At 63.5% G+C, this 20,060-nt stretch carries 20 protein-coding genes; 4 read left to right on the top strand and 16 right to left on the bottom strand.

Annotation, left to right across the window (positions count from 1 at the left end):
• Positions 1–870: a LysR substrate-binding domain-containing protein gene (locus LB564_RS13855; protein ID WP_224538486.1), complete on the top strand. Its 870-nt coding sequence runs from the start codon at positions 1–3 to the stop codon at positions 868–870.
• 7 nt (positions 871–877) lie between these two features.
• Here the strand turns inward: LB564_RS13855 and LB564_RS13860 are convergent, their stop codons facing one another.
• The 16 genes from LB564_RS13860 to LB564_RS13935 all read right to left on the bottom strand — a co-directional run bounded on the left by LB564_RS13860 (position 878) and on the right by LB564_RS13935 (position 16,441).
• Positions 878–3,355 carry an FAD-dependent oxidoreductase gene (locus LB564_RS13860; RefSeq protein ID WP_224538489.1) on the bottom strand — a complete coding sequence of 826 codons (2,478 nt, stop codon included), beginning with the start codon at positions 3,353–3,355 and terminating at the stop codon, positions 878–880.
• A gap of 82 nt (positions 3,356–3,437) precedes the next feature.
• Positions 3,438–4,226: a DeoR/GlpR family DNA-binding transcription regulator gene (locus LB564_RS13865; protein WP_224538491.1), complete on the bottom strand. Its 789-nt coding sequence runs from the start codon at positions 4,224–4,226 to the stop codon at positions 3,438–3,440.
• Between the two features lie 126 nt (positions 4,227–4,352).
• Positions 4,353–4,934: a hypothetical protein gene (locus LB564_RS31635; protein WP_224559157.1), complete on the bottom strand. Its 582-nt coding sequence runs from the start codon at positions 4,932–4,934 to the stop codon at positions 4,353–4,355.
• A gap of 1 nt (position 4,935) precedes the next feature.
• Positions 4,936–5,235 (bottom strand): hypothetical protein, encoded by a 300-nt coding sequence (locus LB564_RS13875; RefSeq protein WP_224538495.1) that lies wholly within the window; start codon positions 5,233–5,235, stop codon positions 4,936–4,938.
• A gap of 19 nt (positions 5,236–5,254) precedes the next feature.
• Complete coding sequence (locus LB564_RS13880; RefSeq protein ID WP_224538497.1) at positions 5,255–5,557, bottom strand: hypothetical protein; 303 nt, start codon at positions 5,555–5,557, stop codon at positions 5,255–5,257.
• 216 nt (positions 5,558–5,773) lie between these two features.
• Entirely contained in the window at positions 5,774–6,613 is an 840-nt protein-coding gene (locus tag LB564_RS13885) for a GntR family transcriptional regulator (protein ID WP_224538499.1), read from the bottom strand.
• Positions 6,610–7,611 (bottom strand): N(2)-acetyl-L-2,4-diaminobutanoate deacetylase DoeB, encoded by a 1,002-nt coding sequence (gene doeB, locus LB564_RS13890; protein WP_224538501.1) that lies wholly within the window; start codon positions 7,609–7,611, stop codon positions 6,610–6,612. Before doeB ends, LB564_RS13885 begins: the two co-directional genes overlap by 4 nt.
• A 5-nt stretch (positions 7,612–7,616) precedes the next feature.
• Complete coding sequence (gene doeA / locus LB564_RS13895) at positions 7,617–8,795, bottom strand: ectoine hydrolase DoeA (RefSeq protein ID WP_224538503.1); 1,179 nt, start codon at positions 8,793–8,795, stop codon at positions 7,617–7,619.
• 137 nt (positions 8,796–8,932) lie between these two features.
• On the bottom strand, positions 8,933–9,925 hold the full coding sequence (eutC, locus tag LB564_RS13900; RefSeq protein ID WP_224538505.1) for an ectoine utilization protein EutC: 993 nt from the start codon (positions 9,923–9,925) through the stop codon (positions 8,933–8,935).
• Positions 9,922–10,914 carry a hydroxyectoine utilization dehydratase EutB gene (eutB, locus tag LB564_RS13905; protein WP_224538507.1) on the bottom strand — a complete coding sequence of 331 codons (993 nt, stop codon included), beginning with the start codon at positions 10,912–10,914 and terminating at the stop codon, positions 9,922–9,924. The genes eutC and eutB overlap by 4 nt, the downstream gene beginning before the upstream one ends.
• Before the next feature lie 5 nt (positions 10,915–10,919).
• Complete coding sequence (gene eutA, locus LB564_RS13910; RefSeq protein WP_140705298.1) at positions 10,920–11,699, bottom strand: ectoine utilization protein EutA; 780 nt, start codon at positions 11,697–11,699, stop codon at positions 10,920–10,922.
• Between the two features lie 3 nt (positions 11,700–11,702).
• The gene (ehuD, locus tag LB564_RS13915) at positions 11,703–12,362 is read right to left on the bottom strand and encodes an ectoine/hydroxyectoine ABC transporter permease subunit EhuD (RefSeq protein ID WP_224538510.1); all 660 of its coding nucleotides are present in this window, start codon (positions 12,360–12,362) and stop codon (positions 11,703–11,705) included.
• Positions 12,363–12,396: 34 nt separating this feature from the next.
• A complete protein-coding gene (gene ehuC / locus LB564_RS13920; protein WP_140705294.1) occupies positions 12,397–13,056 on the bottom strand; it encodes an ectoine/hydroxyectoine ABC transporter permease subunit EhuC in 660 nt (219 codons plus the stop codon).
• A gap of 160 nt (positions 13,057–13,216) precedes the next feature.
• Entirely contained in the window at positions 13,217–14,068 is an 852-nt protein-coding gene (ehuB, locus tag LB564_RS13925; RefSeq protein WP_140705292.1) for an ectoine/hydroxyectoine ABC transporter substrate-binding protein EhuB, read from the bottom strand.
• A gap of 70 nt (positions 14,069–14,138) precedes the next feature.
• Positions 14,139–14,930: an ectoine/hydroxyectoine ABC transporter ATP-binding protein EhuA gene (gene ehuA / locus LB564_RS13930; RefSeq protein WP_263491225.1), complete on the bottom strand. Its 792-nt coding sequence runs from the start codon at positions 14,928–14,930 to the stop codon at positions 14,139–14,141.
• 125 nt (positions 14,931–15,055) lie between these two features.
• Complete coding sequence (locus LB564_RS13935; protein WP_224538512.1) at positions 15,056–16,441, bottom strand: PLP-dependent aminotransferase family protein; 1,386 nt, start codon at positions 16,439–16,441, stop codon at positions 15,056–15,058.
• Positions 16,442–16,524: 83 nt separating this feature from the next.
• Between LB564_RS13935 and LB564_RS13940 the strand changes: the two genes are divergently transcribed.
• The 3 genes from LB564_RS13940 to LB564_RS13950 all read left to right on the top strand — a co-directional run bounded on the left by LB564_RS13940 (position 16,525) and on the right by LB564_RS13950 (position 20,055).
• Positions 16,525–17,016 carry an Lrp/AsnC family transcriptional regulator gene (locus tag LB564_RS13940; protein WP_140705286.1) on the top strand — a complete coding sequence of 164 codons (492 nt, stop codon included), beginning with the start codon at positions 16,525–16,527 and terminating at the stop codon, positions 17,014–17,016.
• Between the two features lie 129 nt (positions 17,017–17,145).
• Positions 17,146–18,639, top strand: coding sequence for an NAD-dependent succinate-semialdehyde dehydrogenase (locus LB564_RS13945; RefSeq protein ID WP_224538513.1), 1,494 nt, complete (start codon positions 17,146–17,148; stop codon positions 18,637–18,639).
• Between the two features lie 36 nt (positions 18,640–18,675).
• The gene (locus LB564_RS13950; protein ID WP_224538515.1) at positions 18,676–20,055 is read left to right on the top strand and encodes an aspartate aminotransferase family protein; all 1,380 of its coding nucleotides are present in this window, start codon (positions 18,676–18,678) and stop codon (positions 20,053–20,055) included.
• The last annotated feature ends 5 nt before the right edge of the window (positions 20,056–20,060 follow it).

Raw genomic sequence — 20,060 nt, forward strand, 5'->3', positions numbered from 1 at the left:
ATGCGCTACGTCCAGTTGCGGGCCTTTCACCAGGTGGCGATCTCCGGCGGTTTTTCGCGGGCGGCCGAAGCTCTGTTCCTGACGCAGCCGGCGATATCGGACCAGGTGCGCAAGCTGGAGGAAGAGTATGATGTGCTCCTGTTCAACCGGAACAAGAAGCAGGTCACGCTGACCCATTCGGGCCAGAAACTGCTCGAAATAACCCACCGCATGTTCGACACCGAGCAGCAGGCGCTGGAGCTTCTGACCGAGTCGCGCGCTTTGCGTTCCGGTACGCTGCGCATCGTCGCCGATGCCGCGCACCACCTGCTGCACATCCTCGGCAGCTTCCGGGCCCGCTATCCCGGCGTGCAGGTCTCGGTCCGCGCCGGCAACACCGAGACGGTGATCAGCAGCCTTTACAGCTATGATGCCGATATAGGCGTGCTGGGCGAAGTGCCCGCCGGGCGCGACTTCGAGGTGCTGAAACTGAATTCGACGCCGATCATCGCCTTCACCTCCATCGATCATCCGCTGGCGGGGAAGAAGTCGCTGACCTTGAAGCAGCTCGCACAGGAATCACTCGTCATGCGCGAGCGCGGCTCGAAGACGCGCCAGAAGCTCGAAGACCTGGCCGCGGCGTCGAAGGTCGAGCTCAGGCCAGTGATCGAGGCCGAGGGCCGCGAGGCCGTGCGCGAGATCGTCGCCTCGGGCGCCGGCATCGGCTTTGTCTCGGCGGCCGAATTCGGCCAGGATTCGCGGCTCGTCCCGATCGCCATCGACGCGCCCGAGACCTTGATGGACGAAGCGCTGATCTGCCTGCGCGAGCGCAGCGGCGGCAAACTGGTGCGCGCCTTTCTCGACATGGCGCGCTCGATGTCGGCGGATTAGAATTTTTCTAGGCCGCCGCCTGCATCTCCGTTGCATCCGCCTTCACCCGTTCCGATTTCGGATCGTAAGGGCTGCGCAGGTGCACTGTGGCTGGATGGCGTATTCCGGCTAGATCGATCTCGAAATGGCCATCGCTCAAGAACGAGACGTCTACGCCCGTCTCCTGTTCGATTAGCCCAAGCGCCACGGAGCGACCGAGCGTATGGCCATAGGCCGCTGAGCGGACTTCGCCGACCGGCCTGCCGTCGCGCAGGATCAGCTCGCCACCCCACAGCATCGGTTCGGCATCGTCTAGCGTGAACAGCACGATGCGCTTGGCCGGCGCTGTCGCCGACTTCGCGGCGATGAGTGCATCGCGACCGATGAAGCCGCCCGGCTTGTCCATCGCGACGGCGAAGCCGAGCCCAGCCTGCCAGGGGTTGATATCGGGCGTCAGCTCGCGGCCCCAGGCGCGAAAACCCTTTTCGATGCGCAAGGCATCGAGCGCGTAGTAACCGGCATCGGTCAGTCCGAATTCACGGCCGGCCTCATGCAGCGCTTCGTAGACGCCGACGGCGAATTCGGTCGGCACGATCAGTTCCCAGCCGAGTTCACCGACATAGGTCATGCGGTTGGCGTAGGCCGTGGCATAGCCGATATCGATTTCGCGGATCGTGGCGAAGGGGAAGCCGGTGTTGGAAAGATCCGCCGATGACAGCTTGCCCAGGAGGTCGCGCGAACGCGGACCCATTAACGCCAGCACCGCATAGGATGAGGTGACGTCGGTGAGAATGGCATGCGCGTCCGCCGGGATGTTCTTGACGATCCAATCGGCGTCGTGGACTGCCTGGGCTGAGCCGGTGACGATGAGGAATTTTTCCGCGCCAAGCCGCATCACGGTGAGATCGCTTTCGTAGCCGCCGCGCGCATTGAGCACGCCGGTGTAGACCGACGTGCCGACCGGCACATCGATGTCGCCGGCGCAGATCCTGTTCAGCACGACGCAGGCATCACGGCCCTGGACAAGAAGCTTGGCGAAGGAGGTCTGGTCGAAGATGGCGACCGCTTCGCGCGTCGCCTTCATCTCGCGCCGCACCGCCTCGTGCCAGTTCTGGCGGCCGAAGGCGTAGTCATTCTCGGCCTTCTCTCCCGCTGCCGCGAACCAGTTGGCGCGCTCCCAACCCATCTTGGAGCCGAAGCATGCGCTCTTGGCGGCGAGCCGGTCGTAAAGCGGCGAACGGCGGAATGGCCGTGCTGTGTCCAACTCACGGTTCGGCCACGGCATCGCGTAATGCAGGCCAAGCGTCTCCTTGACCCGGTCATGCAGCCAGCGCGGATTGTTGTTGAAGGCGGCGAAGCGCCTGATGTCGACCGGCCAAAGATCCATGGTCGGCGCGCCGTTGACGATCCATTCGGCCAGTGCCCGGCCCGCGCCACCGGCGCTGGCGATGCCCATCGAGTTGAAGCCGGCGCCGACATAGAAATTCTTCAGCTCCGGCGCCTCGCCGAGGAGGAAATTGTTGTCGGGCGTGAAGCTTTCGGGACCATTGTAGAATTTCTTGACCTCGGCCTGCGCCAATTGCGGCACGCGCACCAACGCGTTTTCCATCAGTATCTCGAACTGGTCCCAATCATCCGGCAGCAGAGCGAACTCGAAATTCTCTGGAATGCCGTTCATACCCCACGGTTTGGCATGCGGCTCGAAGCCGCCCATCACCAGGCCGCCGACCTCTTCCTTGAAGTAGATGAAGCCGTCGGGGTCACGCATCACGGGCAGATCCGGATGGACGCCCTCGATCCGGCCAGTGACGATGTACATGTGCTCGGCCGAATGCAGCGGCACCGAGACGCCGCACATCAGCCCGACCTTGCGCGCCCACTGGCCGGCGCAGTTGACGACGATCTCGGCTGCAATGTTGCCATGGTCGGTCTCGACACCGCAAGCGACGCCGTTTTTCACCGTGATGCCGGTGACCTTGACCCGCTCGAAAATTTTGGCGCCGCGATTGCGTGCGCCCTTGGCCAGCGATTGCGTGAGATCCGTCGGATTGGCCTTCCCGTCTCCGGGCAGCCAGACGGCGCCGACGAGATCGTCGGTTGCCATGACAGGCCAGAGATCGCCGGCTTCCCTCGGCGAAATGACATCGATCTCGACCCCTTGGGCGCGCGCCGACGCGACCGTACGCTTCAACACCGTCATGCGGTCGGCGGTGCGCGCAACAGACAGGGACCCGCAATTCTTCCAGCCTGTGGCAAGACCGGTCTCGGCCTCGAGTTCGCTGTAGAGCTGCGTGGAATAGCGGATCAGGCTGGTCATGTTGGAATGGCTGCGCAACTGGCCGACAAGACCAGCCGCGTGCCAGGTGGTACCGCCACTCAGCTGTCCCTGCTCGAGCAGCACCACATCGCTCCAGCCGAGTTTTGTCAGATGGTAGGCGACCGAACAGCCAATGATGCCGCCGCCGACAATTACGATTCGAGCCTGGGTGGGAAATGCATGTGCCATGACCGTTCCGCCATTTGAGGGATGGCCGAGACATTATCACGGAAAAACCAAATATAAACTCATAAAGTCACAAAATATCACATCAATCCGCAACGAGGAGTTCGGGCCCCTTTTGCGAAAGCGCAGCGGCAAGCGCTGGTTCGGGATCGGCGTCGACGATCACCCCGGCGGCACGTTCGAAATTCGGAATCCTGAGCGGCGTCAGCTTGCCGAACTTGCTGGCGTCGAGCACGAAATAGGCCTTGCCGGCGAGCGCGATCATGCGGCCGCGCTGCTCGGCTCCGGCGCGGGTGAAGTCGGTGACCTCACCGTCAGGGGACAACGCGCCGCCCCCGAGAAAGGCGATGTCGACGCGAAAGCGGGCCATCGCATCGAGAGTGTCGATGCCGGAAGCTGCCTCCTCGCCCGGGTCGACTTCGCCGCCCAGCATGTGCACGCGCATGCCGGGAACGTGGCATAGGTGCAGCGCTATCTTCAGGCTGGCCGTGCAGATCGTCAGATCGCGCAGATCCGTGAGGGCATGCGCGACAGCCAAGGTGGTGGTACCGGAATCGAGAAAGATCACCATGCCATTCCTGACCAGACCAGCGGCGGCCCTGCCGATCGCTGCCTTGCCGGCGGCACTTTCCTGGCTGCGCAAGCTCATCGCCGGTTCGCTGGGCTCGAAGCGGGCGGCGCCGCCATGGACGATGCCGAGCCTGCCCTGGTCCGAAAGCAGCTTCAGGTCACGGCGGATGGTTTCGCGCGAGACATCGAAGAACCCGGCCAGTTCGGCGACGCTGACGGAACCCTGCGCACTCAGCCGCCGCATGATCTCATCATGGCGGCGCGGGGCAAGGGCACGTGCCGGCAGATGGCTGACTGGAGACATGGCGATCCTCGTGTCAAGCATTGATGTTGCAATATGTGGCAGCGAATGTGAGCAGAAGCAAATTGTCGCCAGGCTTCACGCGATTTTCCAGCCTCGAGGTGCGGGCCGACAGACCGTGAAGGACGTTCAACGGGTCTGCGGCAGATCGAGCGCGGAGCGCACCCGGCCGACGCCGCGCCTGTAGAGCATCGCACCTTCGGCTGGGGCGAGCAGATCGGCATGCGGCGTGAATTCAGCGATGCGCTTGTTGAAAGCAACCTCGCCGCAACCTGGTACCATGCAGTCGATCTTCTGCTTGGGGCATTGGCTGAATTTGCACAGCCGGCCGAGATAGATATCGCTGCTGGGTTCGATCAGAAAAACGTCCAGCTGATGATCGGCGACGCTGATCCCCATGCCTTTCTCGAACGCTTCGCGCAAGGCAAGAGCGCCGGCGCGACGCAGTTCGCCAAGCCGCTGCTGGGAATCGAGCCAGAGCGCCAGGTCAAGATCGCCACATTCGTGCCAGACCTCGATCCGCGAACGCCGGAATTCGGAGAAACGCGGCACTTCTTTCCAGAGCGGCTTGGCGACAGAGCCGATTACCGCCACCGCAACCACCTCCTGGAAGCGCATCCAGGCATCGGTGACTATATCCGCCGCGGCACGAAACTGCCGCTGGCGTTCCACCATATAGCGGTCCTGTTGCTCGATGGCCGCGCGGCGCATGTCAGGCCAACAGCTTCATGAAATTGCGCTTGCGACCGAAGCGGACCTTCACATCCGCCAGATAGGCGGCATGCGCCGATGCACCGTGCAGCCCGGCCATGCGACCGATCAGTGCTGCCGCCTCCGCATATGCGCCATCACCGCCCAGTTGGGCCATTTGATCGACGCTTGCGGTGTAAACCATCAGTGCCTCTCTCGGATGCGTCGCCTCGCTGGACCGCGCGAGTTTCTGCTTCAGCCCTTCCGACGCGCCATGGTCGTGCACATTGAGCCAAGCCCTTTCAAACTGCTTCTCCTCCATCAGGATGCTGATGAGCAGATCAGCCGGAAAATGCCAGGCGGAAGACTTCGCGCGTGTCAGCCTGGATTGAAGATGCTTGATGGCTTTGTCGCGTGCCGCCCCCCGGCAGCCTTACACAGACGCTGATAAAGTTCGAGGCTCGGCGCCTTCTCGAAGGCACGCCACAAATGCGCCTCGGCGTCGCCATCTCGGCCGGCCTTGGATGATCGAGCCGATTCGGTTGGCTGGCGATGAATCGAGGCTTCAGAACATCCGCGATGAAACGCTCGCAGGCAGCGGTGATGATCAGTTTCTCGTCAGAGGAAAGCCGCTTGACCCACATCTATCGCGCTGCCCGCCTTGCCATCGAGATCGTCCGCGCCCTAACCGCCATGAAACCATGTTAATCGACCAAGGCTGCGATGCAAGGAGTGCGAGTTGCCCGCCTCAGTGCAAGCGACCGGATGAAGGGCGGCTTAGTCCACCAGCGCCGAAGGCAGTGTCGTCGATCTCCGAGACCCTATTCAGACTGTCAAGGCATTCGAACCACTCTTTCGGCCTACGATTTTCGCGCCAGCCCGCCGCGCTCTATCGCATTGACGAGCGTCTCACTTCCCTCGCGGAGATGCTGCCTCAGAACGCCCAGGGCTTTCTTGCCGTCGCGCTGGCGGCAAGCGGCCAGTAGGTCGCGATGCTCCGTCTGCGAGCGGGTGCGGTAGTCCAAATTCGACAACAGGATGCGGACATAGCGGTCGGCCGCGTTGTGATGCGCTTCGATCAGGTCAAGCAAACGGCGGTTGCCGCAGGCATCGTAGAGCGACAGGTGAAAGACCCTGTTCAGGGCGCCCCAGCGACCGACATTGCGCTCGGCATCGATCTGGTCGAGAGCCTGCTCGGCTTCTTCAAGCTTGGCGCCGGGCAGGACCGGAACCGACAGCCGGAGCGCCTCGCATTCGAGCAATTCGCGCACCGCGTATATTTCGGCGATCTCGGCTCCATCCATCCCGGCGACATGCGCGCCCTTCGTGGGATGGATGGAAACGATGCCCTCGGCTTCCAATTGGCGAAGCGCGTCCCGGATCGGCATGCGGCTGAAGCCGAACTGCTCGGCCAGTTCATCCTGACGCAGCGTTGTGCCTGCCTTCAGCGATCCACTGGCTATGGCCTCGCGCAGGACATTGGCAACCTGTTCCGCCACCGTCTGAGGCCTCTCGATCAGGCCTTCCATAAATCCGCGCAATCGATGCTCCTTGCCACCGATCCCCAGCGTAGTGGAAAACATCAGCGGATATAAGTATCCCCGTGTACGGGAGCGCTTTGGTTTCGGGGCCAGAAGAGTGAAACCAGGGATTGTCGATGGAGCGGTCCGCCCCAGTGTGGTCGGGGCGGAATTGGTCAATCGACCTTTACGGCGACCACCGCGGCACAGTCGCCGGCCTTGACCAGTCCGGGGAAATGTCGCGCCGCCAGCATGCCCGACATTTTCGCGCGGATATCCTGGGGGGCGACACCAGTGCGGCCGGTCGAATGGATCCGAGCCAGCACCGCGCCCTCTTCGACGGACTCGCCGAGATCGACCATGGTTTCGATCATGCCGTCGTCCTCGGCGAAGGCGAAACAATCGCCCGAAGGCATGTCCAGCCATTGAGTTCGAGTCTTCTCGACCGCACCATCGACAATGCCCGCATGGCGCAGCACATTGAGGATGCCGTGCCGGGCGATCCGCACCGTCTCGGCGCGCGATGTGCCGCCGCCCCCGAGTTCGGTGGTGACGAAGACCTTGCCCATCTCCTCGGCCGCCGTGTCATACATGCCGACCGCATCGATCTCGGTCATGCGCATCGAGAACGGCGCCGAAAAGGCCTCGACCGCCGCGAAGGCTTTTTGTTCCTGCGCCTTGTCGGGCAGCGTGTGCGCGGCGCAGAAAGGCAAGAAATCCAGCGTTTTGCCGCCGGAATGGAAGTCGAAGACGATGTCGGCGCGGGGAAGCAACTCGCGTTGGAAATAATCGGCGATCTTCTGCGTCACCGTGCCGTCCGGCCGGCCGGGAAAGCTGCGGTTCATGTTGCCCTTGTCGATCGGCGAGGTGCGTGTGCCGGCCCGAAAAGCCGGATAGTTCATCGCCGGCACGATGATCACCGTGCCGCTGATCCGGCTTGGATCGAGCGTTCGGGCGAGTTCGTAGAGCGCGAGCGGCCCCTCATACTCGTCACCATGGTTGCCGCCGGTCAGCAGCGCCGCCGGCCCCTTGCCGTTGCGGATGACGCAAATCGGGATCATCACCGAGCCCCAGGCCGAGTCGTCGCGGCTATAGGGCAAGCGCAGGAAGCCATGCTGGATGCCGTCGCGGTCGAAGTCGACGGTCGGCGCGATCGGCGACGGGCGGAGACTGGACATCGGGCTCAATCCTTCACCACCAGCTTGCGCGGCACATTGGCCAGGCACTCGACGCCGGTTTCGGTGATCAGGATGGATTCGGTGATCTCCAGTCCCATCGTCTCCAGCCAGAGGCCGGTCATGAAATGGAAGGTCATGCCCGGCCTGAGTTCGGTGCGGTCGCCGGGACGCAGGCTCATCGTGCGTTCGCCCCAGTCCGGCGGATAGGACAGGCCGATCGAGTAACCGGTGCGGTTGTCCTTGACGATGCCGTATTTCTTCAGCACGGCGAAGAAGGCATTGGCGATATCCTCGCAGGCATTGCCCGGCTTGGCGGCGGCGAGGCCTGCTTCCATGCCTTCCAGCGTCGCCTTCTCGGCATCGAGGAATTCCTGCGTCGGCTTACCGAGGAAGACGGTGCGCGACAGCGGGCAATGATACCTGTTGTAGCAGCCGGCGATCTCGAAGAAGGTGCCCTCGCCCCGCTTCATCGGCTTATCGTCCCAGGTCAGGTGCGGCGCCGAGGCGTCGGCGCCCGACGGCAGCAGCGGAACGATCGCGGGATAGTCGCCGCCGATGCCGTCGACGCCGCGTGTGCCGGCATCGTAAATCTCGGCGACCAGATCGCATTTCCGCATGCCAACTTCGATCTTGTCGACGATGCGCTGATGCATCGCCTCGACGATACGGGCTGCCTTGCGCATATAGTCGATTTCGGTCGGGCTTTTCACCGCGCGCTGCCAGTTGACCAGCGCGGTGGCATCGACGAAACGGGCGTTGGGCAGATGCTTCTGCAAAGAGGCGAAGGCGGCGGCCGAGAACCAGTAATTGTCCATCTCGACACCGATGGTAAGCTTGCCCCAGCCGCGATCGCTCAGCACGCTGGACAGGAAATCCATCGGGTGGCGTTCTGTCGACTGCACATAGTGGTCGGCATAGCCGACGATGTTGTCCTGGGCGAGGTAAGCGGTGCGCTTGGCGCCGTTGGCGTCCTGGCCACGGCCGTACCACACCGGCTCGCCCGACGGCGGCACGATCACTGCCTGATGCACATAGAAGGACCAGCCGTCATATCCGGTCAGCCAGGCCATGTTGGAGGGATCGCTGACAACAAGGAGATCGACGCCTTTGGCTTCCATCGCCTTGCGCGTCTTGGCGAGGCGATCCGCGTATTCGCTTCGCGAGAATTTCAGGTTCGGCTGCATTTTGTTGGTCCTCGTTTGTTGGGCCTGGAACCCGCTTCAACTTTGTTGAATCTGTCTCCAGGTATTCTTTTGTCGGAGCATGATCCGATCGGAAAACCGGTTTGCCACTTTTCCGGATCATGCTCCCGCGGCTAGCATCAGCTTTCGAAAATGGTTCCGGCATTGGCCGCCAGCGCGCGATCGCGGGCGAGCGTGGCGATCGCGGTGTCCTGCACGCCGGTGCCGGTGAGATCGGCAATGGTGATATCGCTGGCCGAGCGCCGGCCGTGTTTTTGGCCGGCGATGATCTGGCCGAGTTCGATCACATCAGCCTCTCCAGCCATCACACCGGCCGCGATGGCATGGTGGAGTTCGCCCAGCCGCCGCGTCTGCCTCGCGCTGTCGGCGACATAGAGATCGGCCATGCGCAGAATGGCAGGCGCGATCTCGTTCTTGTGCTCGGCATCCGAGCCCATGGCGGTGATGTGCTGGCCGGCCGAGACACCCCCCCCCTTGATCAGCGGCTCGGTCGATGGCGTTGTGGTGACGATGATGTCGGCACCGGCAATCGCGTTGGCCGCGTCTGATACAGCGCGTACGTCGATGCCGAGCCTTTCGCGCAAGGCGGCTGCGGTCACTTCCGCCTTGGCGGCATCGCGCGCCCAGATGCGGGCCTGCGTGATCGGCCGCACCAGCTTCAGCGCTTCGAGTTGCAGTGACGCCTGGACGCCGGCGCCGAAGATCGCGGCGACGGACGCGTCCGGTCGCGACAGATGTTTGGCCGCGACGGCTCCGGCGGCAGCGGTGCGAACGTCTGTCAGATAGCCATTGTCGAGCAGCAGCGCTTCGACCAGACCGGTCTTCGCTGACAAAAGTACCATCATGCCATTGACGCTGGGCAGGCCGAGCTTGGGATTGTCGAAGAAGCCGGGGCTGATCTTGATGGCGAAGCCGTCGATGCCGGGCACATAGGCGGTCTTCACGTCGACCTCGCCGCGATGCTCGGGGATATCGAGCCGCAGGATCGGCGGCATCGCCACCGGCAATGTGGCAAGCGCGCGGAAGGCATTTTCGACACAGGCGACGGCATCGAGATCCAATGTCACGATCTCGCGCAGTTCAGCCTCGGTGAGGATGGTCATCCGGCTCATGCGGCGCGCTCCGAAATTGACGGCATTTCCCCGCAGACGATTTTCCTGTGCAGGCCCATGTCGATGTTGCGGCCGGACAGCAGAACCACCACCGGCGCGCTCGCCTTGACCTTGCCGGCGAGCAGCGCCGCGATGCCTACCGCACCTGCTCCTTCGACGATCTCGCGTTCCTGTTCATAGGCATGGCGAATACCGGCGACGATTTCGTCCTCGCTGAGCAGGACGACATCGTCGAGCAGGTCGCGGCACATGGCGAAGGTCAGCTGGTTGTCGAGGCCGATGCCGCCGCCGAGCGAATCCGCCAGCGTCGGCAATTCCTCGACCAGAACGGGACGGCCGGCATCGAGGCTGGCCTTCATCGCCGCGCCGCGCGCCATCGACACGCCGATGATTTTTGTGCCGGGGCTAACGCCTTTGATTGCGGCCGCTACACCCGAGGCCAACCCACCTCCGGAGAGTTGCACCAGCACCAGAGCGGCATCCGGGACCTGCTCGATCATCTCCAAGCCGAGCGTGCCTTGCCCGGCGATGATCGCGGGATGGTCGAAGGGTGGCAGCATGACCAGTCCCTCCTCCGCCACCAGCCGATCGACCTCCTGCTGCGCGTCGTCCTGGCTGTTGCCGACAATTCGGATTTCCGCGCCGAGGCGGCGGATTTCGTCGAGCTTGTTCTGAGGCACCAGACGCGACATGCAGATCACCGCGCGCATGCTCTCGAGCTTCGCCGCATGCGCAAGCGCACGGCCATGATTGCCGGTCGATGCCGCGACGACGCCGCGCGCCTTCTCCGCGGCGTCAAGCGATGCAACGGCGTTGGATGCACCGCGCAATTTGAAGCTGCCGGTGGTCTGGCGATGCTCGAGCTTGAGATGAACCGGCACGCCCAGTCGTTCGGAAAGACTCGCCGAAAGCACGGTCGATGTGCGCTCGACCTTGCCGGCAATTCGCTCGCGCGCGGCACGGATATCGCCAAAGGTCACTGTCGCCATGGTCGTCAGCCGGCCGGCAAGGGCAGCGTCATCAGACTGCCGAATTCGGGATGGGCCGTCTCGTCACCGCACAGCCGCAGACAGTTCCAAGCGGTCGCCTGGTTGCTGGTCACCACCGGACGGCCGATCGCCTTTTCCATGCCGGTGACCGCAAGTGCACCGCGCAGCGCCGTACAGGACACGAACAGCGCATCGGCCTGCGGATGCATCGCCTGACGAGCGAGGTCGACAAGCGCTGCCGGGGCAATGCGCGCCATCTCGCGGTCGTCCTCAAAGCCGAGGCAGGTAAAGCTGACTATCTCGAAACCTCGCTCGGCGAAATAGGTCGCCATCGGCCTGGAGGTTTCGACCGTATAGGGCGTGAGGATGCTGATCCGACGCACGCCGAAGGCGTTCAGCCCGCGCACACCGGCCATTGTTGGTGTGACGACAGGCACGCCTGGCTTGGCGGCCTGGATCGCCGTCTCGATCTCGGCATCGCCAATCACCACCGAGGCCGACGTGCAGGAATAGCAGACGGCGTCGAGCTTCTCGTCAGGCAGGATCAAGGCCGCGCCCGCCGTCAGCGCCGGCTGCATCTTGCGCAAATTCTCAGGCGTCGTCGGATTGGCATAGGGAGTGCGCGCGACATAGACGCCGATCCGTTCGCTGGCCACCATGCGGCGAAAATCCGGCTCCGTCGTATGGTCGGTGGCCAGGATGATGAGGCCGACGCGCCGCTCCAGCGGACGCTCATCGAGCGCTGGCCGGTTGGGCACAAGTTTGATCTGGGGCAAGGGCTTCATCTTCTATCTTTCGATCTTGCCATAGCGGCGTTCCAGCCAGCGCAGCAGCACGACCGAAATCAGGCTGATGGCAAGGAAGAAGGCGCCGACCAGTGTGATCGGCTCAAGGTAGCGATAATAGGTGTTGGCGACGCTCTTGGCCTGGTTCATCAGCTCCAGAACGGTGATCGCCGAGAGCAGCGGCGTCTCCTTGAACATGGCGATGAAATAGTTGGCCAAGGCCGGGATCATCGGCGGAATGGCCTGCGGGATGATGATGTGGGACCAGGTCTGCCGGGCGCTGAGATTGCAGGCCTTGGCGGCTTCCCACTGGCCACGCGGCACATTGTCGATGCCGGCGCGATAGACCTCCGCCGTATAGGTGCCGTAGTGCAGGCCGAGCCCGATGACGCCGGCGACCAGCGGCGGCAAGAGGATGCCGATGTCGGGCAGCACGTAGAAGATGAAATAGAGCTGCACCAGGAGCGGTGTGCCACGGATGAATTCGGCCACCCAGCCAACGCCGCGCGACAAGGCCTTGTTGGGCGAGCGGCGCGCCAGCGCGATGCCCAACCCGACAATCGCCGCCAGCACCGAGCCGAGCAGCGTCGCCAGGATGGTGATCTTCACCCCCTGGATCAGGGTCGGCATGATCTCCCAGACGAAATTCCAATCCCAATCCATCAGCGGGCCCGATTCATCAGGAATGCTCTGGCCATCAGACGCGCACTCCGTCGAGGCCGCGTGCCATGCGGCGTTCCAGCGAGCGCACACCCCATGAGATGAGCAGCGCCAGGATGAAATAGATGACGAGAATGGTGGTGAACGGCACCATGGTGTTGCCGGTCTGGGCGCGCACCACTTGCGCCTGGAAAGTCAGGTCGGCGAGCGAAATCAGCGAGACGACCGATGTCGCCTTGAGCAACTCGATGGCATTGTTGCCGAAGGTCGGCAGCATCACCAGAAACGCTTGCGGCAGGATGACATGGCGCATGCCTTGCCAGCGGCCGAGATTGAGGGCGATGCAGGCCTCGTGCTGCTCGCGACCGATCGATTGCACGGCGCCGCGCACCACTTCGGCGGCATAGGCGCCGACATTGAGGCCGAGCGCCAACACGCCGGCCTGCAACGGGGTGAGCTCGAAACCCACCAGGGGCAAGACGAAGTAAGCGAAGAACAGTTGCACGAAGATCGAGGTGCCGCGGAAGAATTCGATATAGGCGGTGGCAAGCGCGCGCAGCACGAAGAAGCGCGACAGCCGCCCCATGCCGGCGAGAAAGGCCATGACCAGGGCAAGCACCGACCCCATCAGCGTCAGCTCGATGGTGACAAGCGCTCCCTGCATTATCAGGCCGAAATAGCCGGACCACTGGGTCATCCGGGTTCCAACGTTGGCGATTGGCTTCCTTCTCCCCGTTCACGGGGAGAAGATGCCGGCAGGCAGATGAGGGGCAGCGCTAGCTTCTCCAAACTTGGCGCCGCCCCTCATCCGTCACTTCGTGACACCTTCTCCCCGTGAAACGGGGAGAAGGTAAAAGTCACTTCGCGGCGCAGAGTTTGTCGCGCGTGGTCGACATCGCGGCGGCGGCCGAGAAGCCGTAGGGCTCGATGATCTTGGCGAACTCACCCGACTTCTTCATCTTGGCCAGTTCGACGTCGAAGGCGTCGCGCAGGGCCTCGTCGCCCTTCTTGAAGGCAGCGCCGTCGCAATAGACCGGAGCGCCCTGCACCGGCGCGATGACTTCGAGGTTCGGATCGGCGGCTTTCTTCATCAGGTCGTTGATCGAGAGCACGGGCAACGAGTAGGCGTCGATGCGGCCGTCCTGCACCATCTTGAGGCCGCTCTGGCCATCCGGCACGACGATGACACGTTCACGCGGCACGCCGGCGTTGAGCGCCAGCTTCTCCTCGGTGCCGCCGCCGGGCGCGCCGATCGTGGCGGACGTGTCCTTGGCGACATCCTCGTAGCTCTTGAAGCCTTTCGGATTGCCTTTCTTCACCAGCATCGCTTCGGCGTCGCACAGAACCGGCTCGGAATAGGCAACCGCCGCGCAGCGCTCCGGCTTCATGAACAGGCCGGCGGTGACGACGTCGAAGCGGCCGGCCTGCAGGCCGGGGATCATGGCGCCATATTCCGAGATCGAGGCGGCGACATCGGCGACGCCTAGGCGCTTGAAGATCTCGCGCGCCACGTCAGGCGCCGCACCCGAAACCTTGCCGTCGGCGGCGACCGCCGTATAGGGCGGCTCGTTGGCGATGGCGAGGCGGGCAAAGCCCTGCGACTTGAGCTGCTCGAGCTTGCTGTCATCAGCCGAACCCGGGATCGAGGCGGCCAGAACCGCCGTCAGTGCAAGACCGGCGACGCCGGCCAGAATGCCAAGTTTCTTCATTGTTCCCAACTCCTTGTTCTTGTCTTGGTTTGCGTGATTTCAGGTCGGCATTCGCCGCCTTGGCATGCGGTCAGACACGGTGTCCGGCCGCGATGATCTTCTTCAGGAAGCCTTGTGTGCGTTCCTGCTTGGGATTGCGGAAAATCTCGTCGGGCTTGCCTTCCTCGACTATTCGGCCGCGATCGAAGAACAGCACCCGGTCGGCGAAGTCGTGGGCGAACCCCATCTCGTGCGTGACCAGCAGCATGGTCATGTCTGTCTCGGCGCAGAGCCGCCACAAGACGTTGAGCACCTCCTCGACCAGTTCCGGATCGAGCGCCGATGTCACCTCGTCGAACAGCATGATCTTGGGCTGCAAAGCGAGCGCACGGGCGATCGCCACGCGCTGCTTCTGGCCGCCGGACAGTTGCGCCGGCATAGCCTTGGCCTTGTCGGCCATGCCGACCATGTCGAGCAGTTCCATCGCCCGCTTCTGCGCGGCGGCGCGCGGCGTGCCCTTGGTCAGCATCGGCGCCAGCGTCACATTGTCGATGACGCTCTTGTGCGGAAACAGGTTGAACAGTTGGAAGACCATGCCGATCTTCTGGCGCATCCGCGCGAGATGCCGCTCGTCGGCCGGCAGCAGCTGGCCGTTGCGTTCCATGTGGTAGAGCTGCTCGCCCTCGATCTCGATATGGCCTCCGTCGATACGCTCCAGCGTCATCAGGATGCGCAGGATGGTCGTCTTGCCGGAACCGGAAGGGCCGATCAGCGCCAACTTTTCGCGCGGCATGACCTGCATCGACAGGCCGTCCAGCACATTGAAGCTGCCAAAGCTCTTCGAGATGCCGTCGATCTTGATGATGGGCGTGGTTGCGGACAAATGAATTTCCCCGTGCAGGAGAAGCCTGTGCCCTTAACGATGGGGAACGCGCCAAATCATGTCAATTGATAAAATAATATCATGACAATATTTGTGATTCCGCACAATTTCGGAGCATTGCGAGCCTAAATCGCCAGCAGCAGATGCTCCGGATCGCCAAGCAACAGCTTGGTGACAACGCCGAGACCGGCGCGCAGTTCCCCCTCGGTGGTCGATCCCAGCGAGATGCGCACCGCCGGGTGCCAGGGCGCATCCGAAATGCGGAACGAGGTGCCTGGTGCGATGGCCACGCCTTGCAACCTGGCCTGGGCGACAAAGCTCTCCTCGGAACGGTCGGCCGGCAGTTGCAGCCAGATATGCAATCCATCGCGGCGGGCACGGTAGTCGACGCCGGCAAGCACCTCGGCGGCAATGTCCTGCCGCCGCCGCAGCGCCGTGCGCTGCCAGCGCACCAGTTCCATCGCGGTGCCGTCGGTCACCCATTTGGTGGCGATCTCTGCCACCATCGGTGTCGCCATCCAGTTCGAGACCAGGTGCCGGTTGGCGACGGCGGCGACGTAACGGTCGGGCGAGGCGAGATAGCCGATGCGTAGACCGGGCACGGTGATTTTGGTGAAGGAGGTGACGTAGAGCGTCCGCTCCGGAGCGAAGGCCGCGACCGGAGGCGGCCGGTCCTCGACCAGCGGGCCCAGCACATCGTTTTCGATAATGGCGATGTCATGCTTGCGCGCCACCGCCGCGATCTCTTCGCGCCGCCGTGCATCCATCAGCGTTGCGGTGGGATTGATCACCGACGGCTGCACGAAGACAGCGCGAATGTCGGACAGCTTGCAGGCCTCGTCCAGCGCTTCCGGAATGAGGCCGTTGCCGTCGATCGGCAGGCCCTGCAGGTTGAAGCCGAGATAGCGGGCGAGCGGCACCAGCGTGTGGTGACCAATGGCCTCGGTGGCAACGGTCGAGCCGGGCGGCGCGACGCTCATCAGTGCTACCGTCATGCCGGCGGTAGCGCCGTTGGTCAGGCTGATGTTCTGCGCGGAGGCATCCAGCCCACAAAGTTTCAGCCATTCGACCGCCACGGCGCGGTGGCGCGGAAACACCATGTTTGGCCGGAACGACAGCGCCGAACTCGACGGCAGGTTTTCGGCCAGCCATCCGAGCGCCTGCTTCATCCGCTCCAGATGCATCGGCTCGCAGACCGGCTTCAGGATGGAAAGATCGATGACCTCGCCAAGGCGTTCGGGCAGATAGGGCGGCTCGGGTTCGCGGCGCTGTGTCTGGACGAAGCTGCCGCGGCCGATCTCGCCCGAAATCAGGCCGCGCCGGATCAGTTCCTCATAGGCGCGGCTGACCGTCTGCACCGAGAGCTTGAGATCGTCCGCTAGCCGGCGATGCGTCGGCAGCCGCGCGCCATTGGCCAGGCGCCCGTCATGGATGGCGCGCGCGAACTGGTCGGCCAATGATTGATAGGCTGGCCGACGGATCAGCGCGGGATCGGGTTGCCACAATGTCATGACTTATTAGAGATCGAAATCAGTGCAATTGACAATCGAAATAATGCGCCCTCATGGTACGATGGACGAAAAAGTGGGCGCTGATGACTGCTGCGAAACTCGACGCGATCGACCTCAAAATCCTCGACGCCATCCAGCGTGACGGGCGCATCACGAAGCTGGCGCTGGCCGAGCAGGTCGGGCTTTCGCCGACACCGTGCTGGATGCGGCTGCGCAAGCTGGAACAAGCCGGGATCGTCTCGGGCTATCACGCCCGCATCGCCATGCGCGTCGTAGCGCCTGTCGCCACGGTGCTGATGGAGGTGACGCTGGCCAGCCACCGCCAGGCCGATTTCGACCGCTTCGAGCGCGTGATCCGCGACATCCCGGAGATCGTCGCCTGCTGGTCGGTGGGCGGCGGCGTCGACTATGTGCTGAAGGTGATGGCGCGCGACATCGACGCCTACCAGCGCCTGGTGGATTCCCTGCTCGAGCGTGAGATCGGCATCGACCGCTACTTCACCTACATCGTCATCAAGACGGTGAAGGATGATATCGCCCTGCCCATAGCGGACCTGTTGCCGCCGTTGACGTAGACCGGAGAGATCGACTGCCCTCTCGTCGCAATAGAGAGATTCTCTCTACGGTCGGGCGTCCAAACAGCCTCTCTGTCTGCCGGTGATGGGTAGTCTTCCCGGATCAAACCTAACCGGGAGGCTTCGACCATGTCCGCGCATTTCGCCCGCTCGCATCGCCATGAAGCGCTCGACCGGCTCGCCGACCGCCGGCTGCTGCGCGAACTTGCCTATGTCGATGGCCATTGGACGGCGAGCGAGACGGCAGAGAGTTACGAGGTCACCGATCCGGCTACCGGCGCAACGGTCGCCTTCGTCGCCGCGCTCGACTCAGGGCAGACGACGAGAGCGATCGATGCCGCCGCTCGCGCCTTCCCGGCCTGGCGAGCGCTCCTGCCGCAGGAACGTTCGAAAATCCTGCGAAAATGGTTCGAGCTGATGGTCGCCGCCAGGGATGATCTGGCTCTGCTGATGACGCTCGAGCAGGGCAAGCCGTTGAAGGAGTCGCTGGGCGAGATCGATTATGCCGCCTCCTTCGTCGAATGGTATGCCGAAGAGGCAAAGCGTCTCAACGCCGAGAGTGTCACCAGCCATCTGCCGAACGCGGAAATGATGGTGCGGCGCGAGCCGCTCGGGGTTGTCGGCGTCGTTACGCCGTGGAATTTTCCGTCGGCCATGCTGACCCGCAAGGCGGCCGCAGCACTGGCCGCCGGCTGCACCATCGTGGCGCATCCCTCCTCTGAAACACCGCTGTCGGCGCTGGCGCTGGCCGAACTCGGCGAGCGCGCCGGCCTGCCCGCCGGCGTCTTCAACATCATTACCGGCAAGGCCGCGACGATCGTCGGCCGCATGTGCGAAGATCCGCGCGTGCGCGCCATGAGTTTCACCGGTTCGACCGAGATCGGCCGGCTGATCGCTGCCCAGAGCGCGCCGACGATGAAGCGGCTGGTGATGGAGCTCGGCGGCCACGCGCCGCTGATCGTCTTTGCCGATGCCGATATCGACAAGGCGGTGACCATTGCCGTCGACGCCAAATTCGCCACATCGGGCCAGGATTGCCTCGCCGCCAACCGCATCTATGTCCAGCGTCCGCTCTACGACCGCTTCTGCGCCGCATTTTCCAGACGCATCGAGACGCTGCGGGCCGGCAATGGCTTGGCCGATGACATCGACATTGGTCCGCTGATGCATGAGCGCGCCGTCAAGAAGGTCGAGGAGCAGGTTGCCGACGCCGTAGCCCTTGGCGCGCGCTGCCTTGCCGGCGGCAAACGCCATCAGGCCGGGCCGCTGTTCTACCAGCCGACACTGATGGTAGACGTCCCTGACGAGGCGCTGATCATGCGCGAGGAGACTTTTGGTCCGGTTGCCGCCGTCACGCCCTTCGACAGCGAGGACGAAATCATCGCCCGCGCCAATGCAACCGAGTATGGGCTGGTCGCCTATGTCGTGACCGAGAACGGCGCGCGCCAGCAGCGCATGGGCCGCGCGCTCGGCTACGGCATGGTCGCCATCAACCGCGTCAAGATCACCGGCGCGCCGATCCCGTTCGGCGGCGTCAAGCAGTCCGGCATCGGCCGCGAAGGCTCACGCCACGGGCTCGAAGCTTTCACCGACCTCAAATACCTCTGCCTCGATGTAGCGTAAGCTGCGCGGGCCGCATTTTCCTCAGGAGTCAAAAAGATGCTCGACCAGTCCAACGAACTTTCCGCCTGGGATCGCGATCACTTCTTCCATCCCTCCACCCATATGGGCACGCATGCGCGGGGTGAATCGCCGACGCGCATCATGGCTGGTGGCGAAGGCGTGACCGTCTGGGACAACAATGGCAAGAAGAGCATCGATGCCTTCGCCGGCCTCTATTGCGTCAATGTCGGCTATGGCCGCCAGAAGATCGCTGACGCCATCGCCGCGCAAGCCAGGAATCTCGCCTATTACCACGCCTATGTCGGGCATGGCACCGAGGCCTCGATCACGCTTGCCAAGATGATCATCGACCGCGCGCCGAAGGGCATGTCTAGGGTCTATTTCGGCCTCTCCGGTTCGGATGCCAACGAAACCAACGTCAAGCTGATCTGGTACTACAACAACGTGCTCGGCCGGCCGGAGAAAAAGAAGATCATCTCGCGCTGGCGCGGCTATCACGGCTCGGGCGTGATGACGGGATCGCTGACCGGGCTCGACCTGTTCCACAACGCCTTCGACCTGCCGCGCGCGCCGATCCTGCACACAGAAGCGCCCTATTATTTCCGCCGCGCCGACCGTTCGATGAGCGAGGAGCAGTTCTCGCAGCATTGCGCCGACAAGCTGGAGGAGATGATCCTCGCCGAAGGGCCTGAAACCGTCGCCGCCTTCATCGGCGAGCCGATCCTCGGCACTGGCGGCATCGTGCCACCGCCCGCCGGCTACTGGGAGGAGATCCAGGCGGTGCTGAAGAAGTACGACGTGCTGCTGGTCGCCGACGAAGTGGTGACGGGCTTCGGCCGGCTCGGCACCATGTTCGGCTCAGACCATTACGGCATCAAGCCTGACCTGATCACCATCGCCAAGGGCCTGACTTCGGCCTATGCGCCGCTGTCGGGCGTCATCGTCGCCGACAAGATGTGGCAGGTGCTGGTGCAGGGTTCAGACAAGCTCGGCTCGCTTGGCCATGGCTGGACCTATTCGGCGCATCCGATCTGCGTCGCAGCAGGCGTGGCCAATCTCGAACTGATCGATGAGATGGACCTTGTGCGAAATGCCGGCGAGACCGGCGCTTATTTCCGTGCCGAACTGGCCAAGGCCGTCGGCGGTCACAGGAACGTCGGCGAGGTGCGCGGCGACGGCATGCTGGCAGCGGTGGAATTCGTGAAAGACCGCGACGACCGTGTCTTCTTCGATCCTTCGCTCAAGATCGGACCGCAGGTCGCCACGGCCCTTGCCGCCAGCGGCGTCATCGGCCGCGCCATGCCGCAGGGCGACATTCTCGGCTTCGCGCCGCCGCTCTGCCTGACCCGCGAGGAAGCCGACATCGTGGTGGCCAAGGCCGCCGATGCCGTGAACAGCGTATTTGCCAATCTCTGAGACCG

This window comes from Mesorhizobium sp. ES1-6, assembly GCF_020164775.1.
Classification (GTDB): Bacteria; Pseudomonadota; Alphaproteobacteria; order Rhizobiales; family Rhizobiaceae; genus Mesorhizobium.